The sequence below is a fragment of the Candidatus Poribacteria bacterium genome (assembly GCA_026702755.1).
Classification (GTDB): Bacteria; Poribacteria; WGA-4E; order WGA-4E; family WGA-3G; genus WGA-3G.
The window spans coordinates 152,864-169,665 of the sequence record JAPPBX010000017.1 but is presented as its reverse complement, the minus strand read 5'-3'; the positions used below and the strand labels follow the sequence as shown (position 1 = coordinate 169,665).

At 46.7% G+C, this 16,802-nt stretch carries 6 protein-coding genes; all 6 read right to left on the bottom strand.

The window, feature by feature from the left end; all coding sequences use genetic code 11:
- On the bottom strand, positions 1-2,757 hold a 2,757-nt coding region (locus OXH39_03540), incomplete at its 3' end, for a sigma-70 family RNA polymerase sigma factor (GenBank protein ID MCY3549510.1).
- Positions 2,758-3,223: 466 nt separating this feature from the next.
- A complete protein-coding gene (locus tag OXH39_03535; GenBank protein ID MCY3549509.1) occupies positions 3,224-6,178 on the bottom strand; it encodes a sigma-70 family RNA polymerase sigma factor in 2,955 nt (984 codons plus the stop codon).
- 332 nt (positions 6,179-6,510) lie between these two features.
- A complete protein-coding gene (locus OXH39_03530; protein ID MCY3549508.1) occupies positions 6,511-9,513 on the bottom strand; it encodes a sigma-70 family RNA polymerase sigma factor in 3,003 nt (1,000 codons plus the stop codon).
- 770 nt (positions 9,514-10,283) lie between these two features.
- Complete coding sequence (locus OXH39_03525; protein MCY3549507.1) at positions 10,284-11,636, bottom strand: hypothetical protein; 1,353 nt, start codon at positions 11,634-11,636, stop codon at positions 10,284-10,286.
- A gap of 64 nt (positions 11,637-11,700) precedes the next feature.
- The gene (locus OXH39_03520; GenBank protein ID MCY3549506.1) at positions 11,701-14,751 is read right to left on the bottom strand and encodes a sigma-70 family RNA polymerase sigma factor; all 3,051 of its coding nucleotides are present in this window, start codon (positions 14,749-14,751) and stop codon (positions 11,701-11,703) included.
- Between the two features lie 495 nt (positions 14,752-15,246).
- Positions 15,247-16,518, bottom strand: coding sequence for a hypothetical protein (locus OXH39_03515; GenBank protein ID MCY3549505.1), 1,272 nt, complete (start codon positions 16,516-16,518; stop codon positions 15,247-15,249).
- Positions 16,519-16,802 lie beyond the last annotated feature (284 nt).

Sequence of the window (16,802 nt, the reverse complement as noted above, 5' to 3'; positions counted from 1 at the left end):
AGGAGAAAACACCAACGGTGTAGGGTAATTACGAAATGTCACTCTACCTCGTTTATACACAGCACTAACCGAGAAAAGTTTATGACCAGTATTCACATCCCATAAATGGATTTGACTATGTGTCCCGACAGCAAGTAAGGTGCCATCGGGAGAAAATGCCAACGCAACAATCTGCCCCAGATTTTTTTGCGCCGTCGGTTCTTCAAAAGCAGCTAAGGCTCCGCCAGTCACAACGTCCCACATCTGGATTTTCCCCTGGTGCGTTCCACTGACGAGCCTCGCGCCATTCGGAGAAAATGCCAACGCACCAACCCTCGGTATATTACTGAAAACATCAGTTTTCGCATCAGCGAGAGGGATCTCTTGTTCGACACCGGTTTCCGTATTCCACAAGCGAATTTCACCATAACCACTAAACGCCACCGTTTTGCCATCAGGAGAAAAGGTGAGTTTATCGGTGCCTTTACTGTGCGGCAGCGTTGCTAATTCACGTCCGGTACCGACATCAGTCAAACGAATTAGATGATCTGGCTGCCCGCTGCTGGAAAGAGAGATACCGTGACCTCCGTGAAAAATTATAGTGCTGTCTGTACCAACGTTGGCGAGTTTCGTACCATTAGGTGAAAACGCCAAGGTTGAGAACCAATCCCGATACCCTGCATCTTCAATAGCGGACTTCTGCGATGTTTCTACATCCCAAAAGGTAATTACACCATTAAACGCCGCACTCACAAGTGTAGAACCCCCTTGAAAGAAAGTCGCCGCCTTCATAGACTGTGTGTGTCCGGTGATAAGGTTATCTAACGGAGCTCCAGTCTCCGTCTGCCAGAACCGGACCGTGCCGTCCGTGCTGCTACTGACAAGCGTTTTACCATCGGGTGAAAACGCTAATGCAGTAATACCGTTGATATGTCCAGTGAGCATCGCGAGCAGTTCACCGGTGGTAGTATCCCACAATTGGACTGTTTTATCGGTACTCCCGCTGGCAAGCACCTCTCCGTTTGGAGAAAACGCTAATACGTTTGTCCAACCTGTATGTCCCCGAAGTGTGATCCATTCGTCCTTGCTGGTGAGATCCCATAATCGCACTGTCTTATCTATGCTTCCACTGGCAAGGCGCGTGCCATCAGGCGAAAACGCCACTGCTGAAACCTTCGGTAGAAACCATGATCTGCGCCGCCGGGCTTTATCAAAGGCTTTAAGTGACAAATCAAGCGGTTTAAGTGATAAATTTGCATGTCCTCTGAGAGTGGATAATTTCTTGCGGGTGGCTACGTCCCACAATTGAATCTTCCCGTCCGCCTTTCCAATCGCAATTTTATCCTGTGTGATCGCGTAAACCCCATTAAAATCCTCTGAACTAAACAGACCGATGCCGAACAGTCCAGTTTTGAGATGCTTTGTTTTCCCTCTGCCAGTCTCAACATTCAATCTGGTGATTGAATTTCCTGAACTACCTAAACTGATAAGCGTTTTTCCATCTGAAGAGAACTGTAACGCCGAGGCAGAATCATACCGATCAATGAGCGACATTTCACGTCCAGTCGCTACCTCCCACACTTGAATTTCCGTCCTTCCAGAAGATCCACCGCTACTGGCAAAAAACCGCCCATCAGGCGAAAAAGTAAGGCATAGAGATTTATTAGCAAACAGAGTCCTTTCTTTACCTGTCTCTACATCGTAGAGCCACACACCGATATTACTACCGACTGCGAGTTGCGCGCCATCGGGTGAAAACTGAATTACGTTAGTGCCGCCTTTTCCCAAACGCGCTTTCGCCTTTTCAGGCAGCTCCCACTGCGTCCAATCTTTGACGGTTTCATCCGATTCCGCAGCGGCAAATCGCACGGGTACTTCACCAGTTCCCTTTTCGGAGACACTATTCTTATTCGATGTAGGGACGGAACTTCCAAGTTGCGTCCGAACATCCGGTTTAGATTCAAGATTCAGCACAACGGGTGCCTCAATCAGTTCCACTGTCATTTCCGAGGCAGCATCGAAACTGTAAGGCTTTTGGAACCGCGATAAGTATCGGTTGCCTACACCTAACATCAAAAATACCACTGCCAACGTAGACGCAGCGATCGCCCACGGCATGAGCGGTTTACTGCCAGATGGCGCAACCGGTTTCAGACGTGAGATTTCTTGCATAATATTTTCCGTGAGATTCGGTGTAATTTGGAAGTTGCCTAAAGCTTCTCGAATCATGGGTTCCTCCTTCTTTAAACGGCGACGCGCTCGGTAAAGACGATTCCGAATCGTCGCTTCCGATACGCCTAAAAAGTTGCTAATCTCCTCGTAAGTCATTCCCCCGAGGTAATAGAGCGTGATGACTGTTCGATCACTCTCTTGTAATTTCGCAAGCAATTTTTTGACGACTTCGCGTTGTGTTTCCTCTGTCACTCGCTCGTTCTCCTCAATGATATACCCAGAATAGGTCGCTTTCTCTACCTGGGCACTGCTTGTGTTTTCCAACGATTGCACCCACGACTGTTTCTTACGGAGCCATGCTTTGCACTGATTTGCGGTTATGACATATAGCCAACTCGCGAAAGACTGTGGCTCCTTTAGCGTAGACAGCTTCTGATACGCCTTCAGGAACGTATCTTGTGTAATATCCTCGGCGATGTGGAAATCTCCAATCTTCCGCCACGCAAGCGCATGAACGGATCTCTGATATTTTTTCACGAGTGTGGAGAATGCAGTATCATCACCCTCAAGGACGCGTTGGATAAGCTGAACATCGTCATTTTTCATCGGACACCTCTAAAAAGGGAATGTTCATTGTTTCATATCAACATATAGTGACGCGATAAGAGGAAAAATAATCTCACAATTCTGCAAACTTTTATTTCCCAAGTTCCGCAGGAGAATTACAGGTTCATGAAAAGAGGTTTGAGATTCCATTCTGGTGATAACGAGAGGTAAAGAAAACTTTTAGGCATTCGATTTGCTTCTGCTGCTATCTGTTAGTGGCATTATAGCATAAATCTGGCTAAAAGAATATAGATTGGGAAAAGCAGATTTTCAGGAGAGATGCGGTTGGAGGTAAGTTCAGTAGACTTCGTTAGTATGGAAACTTGAATACCGTCTGGAGATGACAGTAGCGTGGAGATTTAACGTGAGGTATGTGAGGTTAATTGGGGGTTTGAATGGGACAAGGATAAGGCGGCAATCACGTGCAATCCGCAGGTGGTTACCGCCTCTGCAATCTGTTTCATTATTATTCACTTTTGGGTGAATCCGCGAGGACTTCATCCCAATCCCACAAGAGGATTGTACCATCCATGGCTGTGCTAACGAGTGTTCTCCCATCAGGAGAAAATTTCAACGTCTCCACTCCTTGCGTATGCCCATCAAGTGCAGCGATTTGATTGCCAGTCGTAACGTCCCACAATTGAATTGCGCCGTTGTCAAGTCCGTTAACGAGAATCGTTCCATCTGGCGAAAAAACCAACGGTTCAGGATTGCCATAGAATCTTGCATTACCTCGCTTATGTTCGGTGCTAACCGAGAAAAGTTTATTAGGGGGATCCACCTCCCATAAATGGATGTGATTATGTGTGCCAACGGCAAGCAAGGTTCTGTCTGGCGAAAATGCCAACGCAGAAATACCCCCGGGATCCTCTCGCGTCGTCGGATCTGCAAAGGCGACCAAGGCTTCACTGGTCGTAACGTCCCACATCTGGGTTTTTCCGCCTTGAGTTCCACTGACGAGCCATCTACCATCTGGCGAAAACGCCAATGCTGAAACTGTTGGTATATTGTGAGGAACACCAGCTTTCAGATCAGCCAGAGGAATCGCCTGTTCATCACCGGTTTCCGTGTTCCACAAGCGAATTTCACCAAAACCGCTAAACGCCACCGTTTTGCCATCAGGTGAAAAGGTCAGTTCGTTGGTGCTACCGTGCGGTAGTGTTGCTAATTCACGCCCTGTCTTTACATCTGTCAGACGAATCAGATGATCCAGCCGCCAAGAGGCTGTAGTCCCTTCTGCCCCTACACTAACGAGTTTCGTGCCATCCGGTGAAAATGCTAAAGTTGGAAACAAATCCCGATGTCCTGTAGCTTGGATTGTGGACTTTTGCAATGTTTTCACATCCCAAAAGGTGATTACACCATTAAACGCCACACTCACCAGTAGGGGGTTTTTGCTTGGGTGTTTCTTCAAGGTGACCTCGCCCCTACGATCCTCAAAGAAAGTCGCCGCTTTCACCAACTGCGTGTGTTCAGTGATACGATCCGGTAATGGAGCACCAGTTCCTGTATTCCAGAACCGGATGGTGCCATCTGCACTCCCACTCGCAAGCGTACTGCCATCGGGCGAAAACGCTAACGTAGTAATACCGTTGATATGCCCAGTGAGCGTCGCGAGCGGTTCTCCAGTGGCGGTATCCCACAATTGCACCGTTTTATCGGTACTCCCACTGGCAAGCACCTCTCCGTCTGGGGAGAACGCTAACGCGTTTATCCAACCCGTATGTTTTTGGAGTGTAATCCACTCATCCTCGCGGGTAAGATCCCATAATCGCACCGTTTTGTCCTTACTTCCGCTGGCGAGACGCGTGCCATCAGGCGAAAAGGCCAACGCTAAAACCTGATTTTTTCGGTTCGGTATAAACGATCGTCTACGGGGAGAGGACTTACCCAGCGGTTGAAGCGACAAATCTGTATGTCCTCTAAGGGTGGATAACGCTTTGTGGGTTGTTGTGTCCCATAACTGAATCTTCCCATCCATCTGTCCAATAGCCACCTTACCACGTGTGATTGCGTACACTTCATTTCCCCCTTTAAACTCGCCAAAGGGGTTACTCTTGAAAGGTCTTGCAAACGCCCTTCCACTTTCAACATCCAAACTGATAATTGAATCCCCCGAACCACTCACACTGACAACCATCTTCCCATCTGAAGAGAACCGTAATACTGAAGCAGAATCATACGCATCAGCGAGCAACACTTCACGTCCGGTAGCTATCTCCCACAATTCGACTTTCGGCACATCAGAATATCCACCGCCATTGGCAAGGAAACGACCATCCGGCGAAAATGCGAGGGATCGACACCCGCCCATAAACAGGGACTTCTCTTCACCTGTCTCCGCATCGTACAACCACACACCGATGTTCGTTCCCACAGCGAGTTGCGTGCCATCCGGTGAAAACGCAATCATATTAATGCCGCCTTTTCCTAAACGCGCTTTCGCTTCTTTGGGCAGCTCCCATTGCGTATAATTTTCAGAGGTTTCATCCGATTCAGCAGCGGCAAATACAACTGGTCCCTTATCAGGTTGCTGCGCAAACACAACGCTTTTACCCGAAGTAGTGGGACTTCCAAGTTGAGTCCGATCATCTGGTTCGGATTCAAGATTCAGCACAATGGGTGCTTCAATGAGTTCGACTGTCATTTCTGAAGTCGCCTCAAAACTATATGGCTTTTGGAAACGCGACAAGTATTGATTGCCGACACCTAACATCAAAAACGCGACGACTAACACCGAACCACCTATTGCCCATGGAATTAACGGCTTACTGCCTGACGGGGTAACGGGTTTCAGACGCGAAATTTCTTGCATAATGTTTTCAGTGAGATGTGGTATGATTTGGAAATTGCCTAAAGCCTCTCTTACCATGGGTTCCTCCTCCTTTAAGCGGCGACGTGCTCGGTAAAGCCGGTTCTTAATCGCAGCTACCGAGACCCCTAAAAACTCGCTTATCTCTTCGTAAGTCATTCCCCCGAGGTAGTAGAGCGTGATGACAGTCCGATCGCTTTCCTTTAGCTTCGCAAGCAACTTCTTGACGACTTCGCGCTGCGCTTCTGCCGTTGTCCGCTCGTTCTCCTCAATGACATGCCCAGAGTACGTCGCTTTTTCAAACTGCGCGCTGTTTGTGTCTTCCAACGACTGTGTCCACAGACGTTTCTTACGCAGCCATGTGCTGCAATGGTTCGCTGCTATCACATAGAGCCAACTTGCGAAACGCTGCGGTTTCTTCAGCGTAGAGAGTCTCTGATACGCTTTCAGGAACGTATCCTGCGTGATGTCCTCAGCGATATGGAAATCTCCGATCTTCCGCCACGCAAGCGCGTGAACAGATCTCTGATATTTTTTCACAAGTGTAGAGAACGCGGTATCGTCGCCATCAAGGACGCGTTGGATGAGTTGAGTATCGTCATTTTTCATCGGACACCTCTGAAAAGGGAATGTTCATCATTTCACATCAACACTTAGTGACGCTACTTGAGATAAAAAAGTCTCATAATTCTGAAAAAATCGGAATAGGTTCATGAAAAGAAGGTTAAGATTCTATTTTCTTGGTAACGAGGGCAAGAAGTGATTGTAGTTGCCAGACCTGTTTCCACTTTTTTTGCAAGTAGAATTATACCACGAATCTATCGACAGGTGTGTATGATCTGGAAAGAAGGGAGTTGGATAAGAAATTGGAGGGTTGGATAGATGGAAATAGGGAGGCATCACATTGGTAGGGTCAGCTGATTACCTCCCTGAAATCTGTCTTACTTTTCGCTGAGGTTGAAGTACAACAGTCCGCGACTTTCTGTGCCGACGTACAACACATCTCCATCAACAGCGAGTGAAGTCACATCATCTTGTATTTCTGGTGCGACTTGATCCCACGAGTCACTATCACTTGCCAACCGATAGACCCCTGCTTTAGAAACGCCATAAACGTCTGTACCATCGACTGCTAATTGCTCCATGATCAGAGGTGTTCCGGCTGTATCAGTTAAAACGCGCCAGTTGTTTCCCTTACTTGACGTAATAACACTCTTGTCTGTTGCCACGTACACCGTGGAACCAACAAACATTATTTTTTTGAAAACTTTGACAGAAAACGGTAAGATTGGTGTTAGCTCAATCCAATCATTACCTCTATCAAACGACACGACGAGATCTCCATCCCGTTTGCCGACATAGACGGTATCCCCTGAAACAGCGAGTTTGAATCCGTCCATTAACGTCCTTTCGGAGAGCTCCGCAGTTTCTTCAATACCGGTGTCAAACCATTCCGACTCACCGTGCCTCCATCGGAAGAGTTTAAAGTTGTATTCCATATAGAACGTATCATCGCTGACAGCAAACGCGCCACGCAAACCTCCCTCAATGAATATGCCTGGCCACAAGCGGCGGTCCTGTACCACTTGTTTGAAAAACTGTGTCGCGCCCGAAGAATCTTTTTGCAACTGTTCAATGAACGACTTAGCATGCAAGCCAAGCTCCTCATCTGGCATATCCTGCCACTTAAAAGAGAGTGTACTTAATGCTCGTGAGTTAAAGATCGGCATCCCTTGAATCGGCATCAGTGTATCGTCATCCACAGATATACGATACAGACATGTTTCTTCGGCTGGAGCCCTACCTTTAGCATAAATTACACCATCAGATGAAACTATCTTGGAAATCCGAGGCGGTTCATCTCTATAAGCCGCTGTCATTGGTACTTCCATTTGAACCCCTTTCCAAGAGTACCCGCCATCAATGGTTTTCGCGATCTCCCCTCCGATTCTCGTATAGAGAATGGCAGGGGTATTTCGTCCTTTATTAATCTCTCTAAAGGTGACCAAGTTATCCACTCGGCTATCACGACCTATACTTACCAGATTCCATGACCTACCACCATCAGTACTACGATAGGCACCGCTATTTCCACCGACATAGATGGTACCCCCATTTGCCACGACAGCGGGGGAGATGTTAACCAATGAAGGTGAAGTTCCAGGTTCTTGCGGATCCATCCACGTATTTCCACCATCAAGTGAACGTACCATTCCGTTCTCCATTGCCAAAAGTGTCTCACCGTCAGCAATAAGTTTGATATGCGGTGGAAAACCTTTTACGGGCCAAGCGTTTGTCGGCGTTATATCTTCCCACGAATCTCCTAAGTTCATTGAGCGAAACATCCACCACGTCCGCTGCTGTCCGCGGGAAACTTGCCGAGGATCTTGCATGTTCCTATCTAATTCGACAACGACATATAGGCGATCCTTAGTGCCAGCGATCGAAATAATCTCCTTTATATCGGGAACTGGGAATTTTAAGCGTTCCCAGTCGTTGGCATCAAAACGGTAAAGGCCTGTGTCTGTTCCAGCAAAAAGTGTGTTTTGGATCATCACCAGAGAACTGATATACCCCATCGCTTCATCGGCTATTATCTTCCATGTCTTACCAGCATCCTCAGAACGAAAGATACCGTTATCAAACGCAAGATAAAAAGCCTGATCCGTCAGCACCAATCCAATGGGGTACCCATACTCTATGGGCCATGAGTAGACTAAATCCCAAGTCTCACCATCATTCGTTGAAACGAAAAATTCATTGGATGGCACAAGATAAAGCGTATCGTTCCACTTCGCGATAGGTGACTGACCTCCGAAAGCGGTATTCAGTGAAGTCAGGTTGAGGATGTGCCGCCATATCTTCCCCCCGACCGATAATTTGTAAATACTCCCTGCTCCATTAATGACGTAAAGTTCGCCTTCAGGTGTCGCAAATATAGTATGTGCTGAGGTGCCTCTGGCAGGCTCAGCCTGTATCCACTGTTGTGTTGGAACGGAATTCTCTATTTCAACTACTTGTGCAGCTGCAAATCGCACTGGAGGATTGTTAGGTTGCTGACCGGCACCTTCGTTCTTATTGGGCGCGGCAGCACTTCCAAGTTGCGTCCGAACATCCGGTTTGGATTCAAGGTTTAGTACAACGGGTGCCTCAATCAATTCTACCGTCATTTCCGATGCAGCATCAAAACTATACGGCTTCTGAAAATGCACTAAATATTGACTCCCTATACCTAACATTAAAAACACAACTGCTACCGTAGATGCAGCAATTGCCCACGGTACTAAAGGTTTACCATTAGATGGCACAACTGGCTTCATACGTGAAATCTCTCGCATGATATTCTCTGTCAGATTCGGCGTAATCTGAAAATTGCCTAAAGCTTCTCGAATCATGGGTTCCTCCTTTTTTAAGCGGTCGCGCGCACGGCTGAGACGGCTTTTAACCGCACCCACCGACACACCCAGAAACCTGCTTATTTCCTCACACGTCATTTCCCCAAAGTAGTGGAGTATCATGACAGTCCGCTCACTTTCCTGTAACTTCGCGAGCAACTTCTTGACGACTTCGCGTTGTGCCGCTATCGCCGTCCGCTCGTTTTCCGCAACGACATATCCAGAATACGTCGCTTTTTCAAATTGCACACTACTTGTTGTCTCCAGCGACTGCATCCATAAACGCTTCTTACGGAGCCACGCAATGCAACGTCGTGTCGCTATCACATAGAGCCAACTCACAAAACTTTGCGGCTCTTTCAGCGTCGCCAGTTTCTGATAGGCTTTCAGGAAAGTGTCTTGTGTAATTTCCTCAGCGATGTGAAAATCTCCAACTTTCCGCCACGCAAGCGCGTGAACCGGTTTTTGGTACTTCTTCACAAGTTCAGCAAAAGCAGTATCATCACCCGCGAGGACGCGTTGGATTAATTTGGCATCGTTATTTCTCATCAGACATCTCCAATAAAGGGGTGTTTCAGCATTTCACATTAACACCTTGTGACGCGACTTAGGGGGAAAACGGTTGCAGAATTCTGCAAAAAATAGGAGAAAGAAGGTTAAAATCCCATTTTGCTGATAATGAAAGGTAAGGAGGGTTTACAATTATCCGATTCGCTTCTGTTTCTTCTTGCCCGTAGAATTATACCACAGATCCAGTTAAAAATATACATCCCTATGAAAAAATGGGTGTGTAAATGTTTTGGCGGCGGGTTGTCAGCGGGAGGGTTTTAGCATAATGAAAATATGAGGAACAAACTAACAGTTTATGCTACAAGGGTGCACTTCTCATACGTGCGTGTCAAAAACTTTACACACGATAGGTGTCAATTTTGGAAAAAACAACTTCATAACATCGTAGGTTGGGTTGAACGGATGCCACCAAAACATTGAAAAAAAATAGAAAAATCAACCTGCTTCATAGAGGTCACCTCAAACAAAAACCGAGTGAAACCCAACATTTTTGTGGTTACCAAAACGCTGACGGTGTGAAGTTGGGTTTCACTGGGTTCTTGATTAGATACGGCGAGAGGCTGTATTTGAGAGGTATTTGGAGAACACACCAGTCTTCTGAGTTCCGTTCAACCCAACCTACGGAAACCCTAAATTGACACTTATGGTGCGTGTCAAAAACTTTACACACCTATGAAAAAATTGGAGGACGCAGCAGGAAATCAATAGGAAGGGTCTTGGCAATACAGTGCGTTAGCAAGCGCGATGATTCATCTTTGTGAATCTTCCGGATCGGATAACACATACACATAATGTTCACCTTCACCGATCGCCAGACTTATCGGGCGGCCCGCCAGAAACGGTAAAAATAGACGTATCTCTCCATTACTCAATTTACGCCATTTATCTTTCATGCTCTCTTCTCTATTATAGTATAATTGCTGATATCTATAGTGTGAGTCCTGATAACGATCGCCGATAATCGGTATAATAGAAAAGAACCCGTTTGCGGTGACGATGTAAAGCCGACCCCCGGAAATTTGAAAATCTGTGACAGGTCCTATTAATTGTTTTAATCGTTTGTCTTCAACGTCCATCGTCTCGTTCGATGGCTCTGGGAGGATTTCCTGCATCTTTCCATTTGCGACTGCATACGCACGTGCGGGAATGCTGCGAGTGAGGGTCTTTTGCCCAGTCGCGGCGAGATACAGGCGAAAATCCAACGCCAGGTTATAGTAGCCTATAATTTCGCTTGTCCTGAGGGGATCATCAACACTGCGGTGTGTATCAAAACTGAACAGATCGTAAGTTGGATCTCTCAACCACTCCACTACGAGAAAAATAGACGATGCGCGGACTTTCTCCTGTTTGCTGCTGAGGAGTTTTAAAAACTGGCGTTCAGACGGGAGTGGGTCCCCAATTTCTGTGGGAAAAGTGCTTGAAGTCGGGAGTGGGATCTGTTCCACTTCAGGACTGCCGGGTTTCAGACCTAGCAGCCACCAGCGTTTCTCCAGTTCAATAGTTTTGATGAGTCGCGCTTGTCCGAGATCTATGGAAAAAACATATAGGGTGTCATTGGCACCCAGAACATAGAGGTGAGATTCCCTAACATCAAAGTCCTTGATGGTGTTCCGATCGGGTAAAGGCAAGGTAGATTCAAGCACGGGGTGCAAGGGTTGCTCTATATTAACGAGATACAACCGTTTTTTTCCTGAGACAATCACATAGTGTCCAGCGACCAGCACCTTACCTATCACATTGCCGAACGGGAGGGATGTCAGGTAGGACGGACGTTGCGGAATAGAAACATCAATGACGTGCAGGTGCCTTTCGGTCGTCAGGTATGCGTGTTTTTCTGTGAGGCAGACCGTGTTGTTTGGGCGGGCACGATAGGGGAGGTGAATAGAAACCGGGTGTGTCGGGTGTTCGACATCTTCGATCTTTATCACGCTGAAAATGCTCGTCTCTTTGGGTTTTACAGAGGTGTCAGTCTTTTGATTCTGCTCTGTGGCGTTTTTTTCAAGCTGCTCAAGGTTCTTTGAACTGCACCCAATGTTAACAATAGAAAGTAGTAGCATCACCGCCATAAACGAGAAGGTTGATTTGGCAAAAATTTTTAGCATTGTTTTCTCCTATAGGGAAGCATCGAATTCGCAATACAAGGTGATTGCTGCCCTGAAATCTGTCTCACTCTTCATTGACGGTGAAGTGAAGCATACCGCTGCTTTGTGTCCCGACGTACAGTACATCACCATCAACAGCCAGAGAAGTCACGCTGTCAGAGACCTCTGGTGTAATCTGTTTCCATACGCTATCATCACTTTCCAACCGATAGATACGCTTCTCTGAAACACCATAAACATTTGTGCCATCAACAGCCAATCGTTCCATGATAAGATGCGTTCCCGCTGCATCGGTGATAGCACGCCACTGTTTTCCGTCGCTTGACGTAGCAACACCTGCATCTGTTGCTACATAAACGGTGGAACCGGCAAACACGATCTCTTTGAAAACCTTAACAGGAAATGGCAAGATCGGAGTGACATCAATCCAATTATTTCCCCTATCAAACGAGACGACGAGGTGCCCATCCCGTTTTCCGACGTAGACAGTGTTCCCTGAAGCAGTAAGTTTGAACCCTTCCATTATCTTATGCCATACATCAACGTCAAGCTCAGCGGTTTCCTCCAGTTCGGTGTCGTACCATTCTGTATCACCTGGCTCCCATCGGAAGAGTTTAAAGTTGTATTCCATGTAGAACGTGTCGTCGCTGACAGCAAACGCGCCACGCAAACCTCCACGGACAAGTCGATCAGTTTGTCTCGGATCCGCTGCCAGTTGTTTGAAGAACTGGGTTGCCCCGGGAAAACTTTTTTGTAAGTGTTCAACTAACGACCCACCTTGTAAATCAAGACGACCCATTTCTCTTAGTATATCAAAACGGCCCATTTTTCTTAGAGACAATTCATTCCTCAACATCGACGAGTTAAAGCGCGGTATTTCTTGAACCGGCACAAGCCTATTACCATCCACAGACACGCGATACAGGTGTATAGCATCAGGCGAGCTACCCTTTGCATAAAGCACGCCACCAGATCTGGTTACGTGTACTATCGGTGGATGTGGATTTCTGACAGGCACTTTCATCGGTATCTCCGCATGAACGGCTTTCCAAGAGTGCCCAAAGTCAGTGGTTTTCATTATCTCTTCTTCGACTCTTCCATAGAGAGTCACAGGCGTATCGTGTCCTTTACCGGTTTCTTTAAAGGCGACCAGGTCAAACATTCGTCCATGACGACCGATATTGACAAGGTCCCACGATTCACCGCCATTAGTGGTACGATAGAGGCCAGTATTTCCGGCAACATAAATGGTATTTTCAGCCACTGTGGCAGCGGCGTATATAGGAGAAAAAGAAAAAGAAGTCCCGGGTGGTTGCGGAGCCAGCCATGTATCTCCACCATCAGTAGAACGCACGATACCTCCGTACATCTCGCTCGCCAAAAGCGTTTCACCGACAGCAACAAGTTGGATCCAAGGTGCCCGCCCTTTTATGGGCCAAGCGTTGGTTGGCGTTATATCTTCCCATGAATTCCCAAAGTCAGTCGAGCGGAACATCCACCACGTCCGCTGCTGTTCGCGGTCTGCTTTTTGAAGATCTATTTGATCCCAATCCAACTCCACCGAAACATAGAGTCGTTTTTCAGCCACAGCAACTGAACGAATGACTTTGGCTGGCACGGGAAGTTCCAAGTGTTGCCAACCTCCCCCCTCGAGCCGGTAAAGTCCACCTTCCGTTCCAGCAAACACTGGCAATGTTCCCAAATGCACTGTATTCTGGATCACCACCAAGGATACTATTTTGCCTGCCGCCAATCCATCGTTCATCGCCTCCCAGGTCTTACCGCCATCTTCAGAACGAAAAATACCGTTCTCAAAAGCGAGATAAAACGCTTGATCCGTTAGCACCAACTCAACCGGATTCCAATACTTCTTTTCTTCCTGCCAGGAGTAGCGTAAATCCCATGTCACGCCACTATCTGTTGAAGCAAAAAGTTGGTCAGATGGAACAACATAGAAGGTATCGTTCCACTTTGAGACAAATGATCTTGCTGCCCAATTGGTATCCAATGGCCCCATGTCGGAGATATGCTGCCATTTCTTTCCATCGGCTGATAATTTGTGCATATCCAGGTCATCATCAACCACATAAAGTTCGTCTTTAGGTGTCGAAAATATCGTAGTCAACCAGGTGCCTCTGGCAGGCTCCGCCTGCATCCACTGTTGTTTCGAGAGAGAAATATCTTCACCTTCCGTCTGCGCGCCAGCAAATAAAATCTCATCAGGTTGCTGGACGGACCCTTTGTTCCTATTCGGCGCATTGACATTGCCAAGTTGCGTCCGATCATCTGGTTCGGATTCAAGATTCAGTACAACGGGGGCATCAATCAGCTCAACCTTCATCTCTGACGCAGCGTTGAAACTGTAAGGTTTTTGGAAGCGCGATAAGTATTGCGTCCCGACACCTAACATCAAAAACACGACGACTAACGCCGAAACACCTATTGCCCATGGAACTAACGGTTTGCTACTTGACGGTGCAGCGGGTTTCAGACGCGAAATCTCGCGCATGACATTTCCAGTGAGATGTGGTGTGATTTGGAAATTCTCTAAAGCCTCTCGTATCATCGGTTCCTCCTTCTTCAGACGTTGCCGAGCGCGATAAATGCGGGTTTTAACCGTCCCTACCGATACGCCTAAAAACCTGCTAATTTCCTCATAATTCATTTCCCCGAGGTAGTAGAGCGTGATAACTGTGCGTTCACTCTCTTGTAATTTCGCAAGTAGTTTCTTGACGACCTCGCGCTTCGTTTCCATCGCAACCCGCTCGTTTTCCGCAATGAGGTATCCAGAATACGTTGTTCTTTCCAATGCCGCGCTGCTTGTGTTTTCCAACGACTGTGTCCATAAGCGTTTCTTACGGTGCCACGTACTGCAGTGGTTTGCCGCTATCACATAGAGCCAACTCGCGAAGGACTGTGGTTCCTTAAGCGTAGAGAGTTTCTGATACGCTTTTAGGAACGTCTCTTGTGTAATATCCTCGGCGATATGGAAATCTCCAATCTTCCGCCATGCCAGCGCGTGAACGGATTTCTGATATTTTCTCACAAGCACGGTGAATGCTGTATCATCGCCATCAAGGACGCGTTGGATAAGTTGAGCATCATCGTTTTTCATCGGATACCTCTGGAAAGGGAATGTTCAGTATTTATTTCAACACATAGTGACGCTATTTGCGATGAAAAAGTCACACAATTCTGCAAACGAAAAAGCAGATTCATGTAAAGGAGGTTTGAGATGCTATTACGGCAGGTGAGGAGTGATTGTAATTGTTCTGCCTGTCTTGTCTTTTCCTATTAGTGGAATTATAGCACAAGTTCAACTATAGTAAAGCAAGTTGCCACTTTTTCATTTTTATAGCACTCTTACGGGGTAGGCACAAGACCTACCCCTACGGGGAAAATCTATGTTTAAACATCCGAAACTTATTAGGTAGCAACTTGGGTATAGTAAAGCATACAACTACGGGTGCGTCAGGGCTATTTAGTTTTCGGATAAAAAGGAGAAAAAGTCCTGATAAGGGGATTTAGGGGTTAAAAACGAAAAATCATGCACGCCATGCAAAAACTGGCGAGATTACAAATCTCACCAACGAAGAAAGATTTATCATTTTTAATCTTCCGGTGTGGCTAATACGAAGGCGTAGCCTTCCGCAACTGCCAGACTTATCGGGCGACTTGCCTGAAGCGGTATGACAGATAAAAATTGGTCGTACCTATAGTTATCTCGTTCAGGTTTATGAAGGCGTTTTACAGAAAAAAATCCTTTTGCGTTGACGACGTAAAGCAGACCTCCTGAAATTTGAAAATCTGTGACAGGTCCGATTAATTGCCTATCCTCAATATTTATCACCTCGCTCGACGGATCTTGGGCGATTTGCTGCATCTTTCCGGCATCAATGATATATGTAATTGTCGGTTTTCCGCGAGTAAGCGTCTTTTCTCCTATCGCGGAGAGATGGTCACGACATTCCCGCTCTACGTTATGGTAACCCTTCCGCTGCGATATTTGATGATCATTAATTCTGTGTGCATCGAAAGTGAACAGATCATACGTCGGATCCTTCAAACTCTCGACTACCAGAATTTCAGATGATGCGCGGACTTTCTCTCCTCTGCTGCTGAGTTGTAAAAATCCGCGTTGTGACAGGAGCGGGTTCAAGAGATCTCCCGTGATGCGGGGTGAAGTCGAGAGCGGAATCTGTTTCACCTCAGGACCGCCGGCTTCCGGACTTAGCAACCACCAGCGTTTCTCCAATTCAAGCGATTTGACGAGCCGCGCTTGTCCGAAAACGAGGGAAAAGACGTACAGGTAGTCATTTGCGCCGATAACATAGAGATAAGTGTCAAGAACATCGATGTCTTTGATCGCGTCTCGCTGGGGTAAAGGTGTGGTAGATTGCAGTACAGGGTGCGATGGTTGTGAAACATTGACGAGATGAAATTTCTTTCGATTTGCGACAACGAGATAGTCTCCAGAAGCAAGGACTTTGCCGATTCTATCAGGGAACTCAAGAGATGTTAGATAGGAAGGACGTTGTGGGATAGAAACATCAATGACGTGCAGGTGGCGTTCAGTCGTGAGGTATGCGTGTTTTTCTGAGAGGATGACAGTGTTGTTTGGACGAACACGAAAGGGTAATTGGATAGAAGCCGAGAGTGTTGGATATTCCAAATCCTCGAGCTCTATAACGGTGAAAATGCTCATCTCTTCCGGTTTTATGGAGGGAACCGTCTTTTGATGCTGTTCAGGTGCGTTTTTTTCAGGCTGCTCAAGAATATTTTGCTGACTTTGATCAAGACTCTTTGAACTGCACCCTATGTTAATAATAGAAAGTAGTAGTGCCAGAAACGAAAAGATTGATTTGGCAAACACTTTCGGCATCGTTTTCTCCGATTCTGTTAACATGAGTTAAATAATATAACGCAAATTTATAGACATAGCACTCCTAATGAAGATTAAGAATTTAATCGGGTAATTCTGGGGCGTGTGATAACAAGCAGATCGGTTCGTAGTAGTGCGATTCATCGCACGTTGCGTGGTTTCCACAATTACCCAATTTATTTATTAAACCTCATACGGAGTGCGGTCGCGTAAATACACCGTTTCTATTCTCACTGCGAAGCAATAACACCCCTACGGGGTGGGGAAAGAGACGAAAATCTTTG

Excerpts from the sequence above, each read along its gene's own strand:
- OXH39_03515 (MCY3549505.1), bottom strand. The coding sequence starts at position 16,518 with ATGCCGAAAGTGTTTGCCAAATCAATCTTTTCGTTTCTGGCACTACTA.
- OXH39_03520 (MCY3549506.1), bottom strand. The coding sequence starts at position 14,751 with ATGAAAAACGATGATGCTCAACTTATCCAACGCGTCCTTGATGGCGAT.
- OXH39_03530 (MCY3549508.1), bottom strand. The coding sequence starts at position 9,513 with ATGAGAAATAACGATGCCAAATTAATCCAACGCGTCCTCGCGGGTGAT.
- OXH39_03535 (MCY3549509.1), bottom strand. The coding sequence starts at position 6,178 with ATGAAAAATGACGATACTCAACTCATCCAACGCGTCCTTGATGGCGAC.
- OXH39_03525 (MCY3549507.1), bottom strand. The coding sequence starts at position 11,636 with ATGCTAAAAATTTTTGCCAAATCAACCTTCTCGTTTATGGCGGTGATG.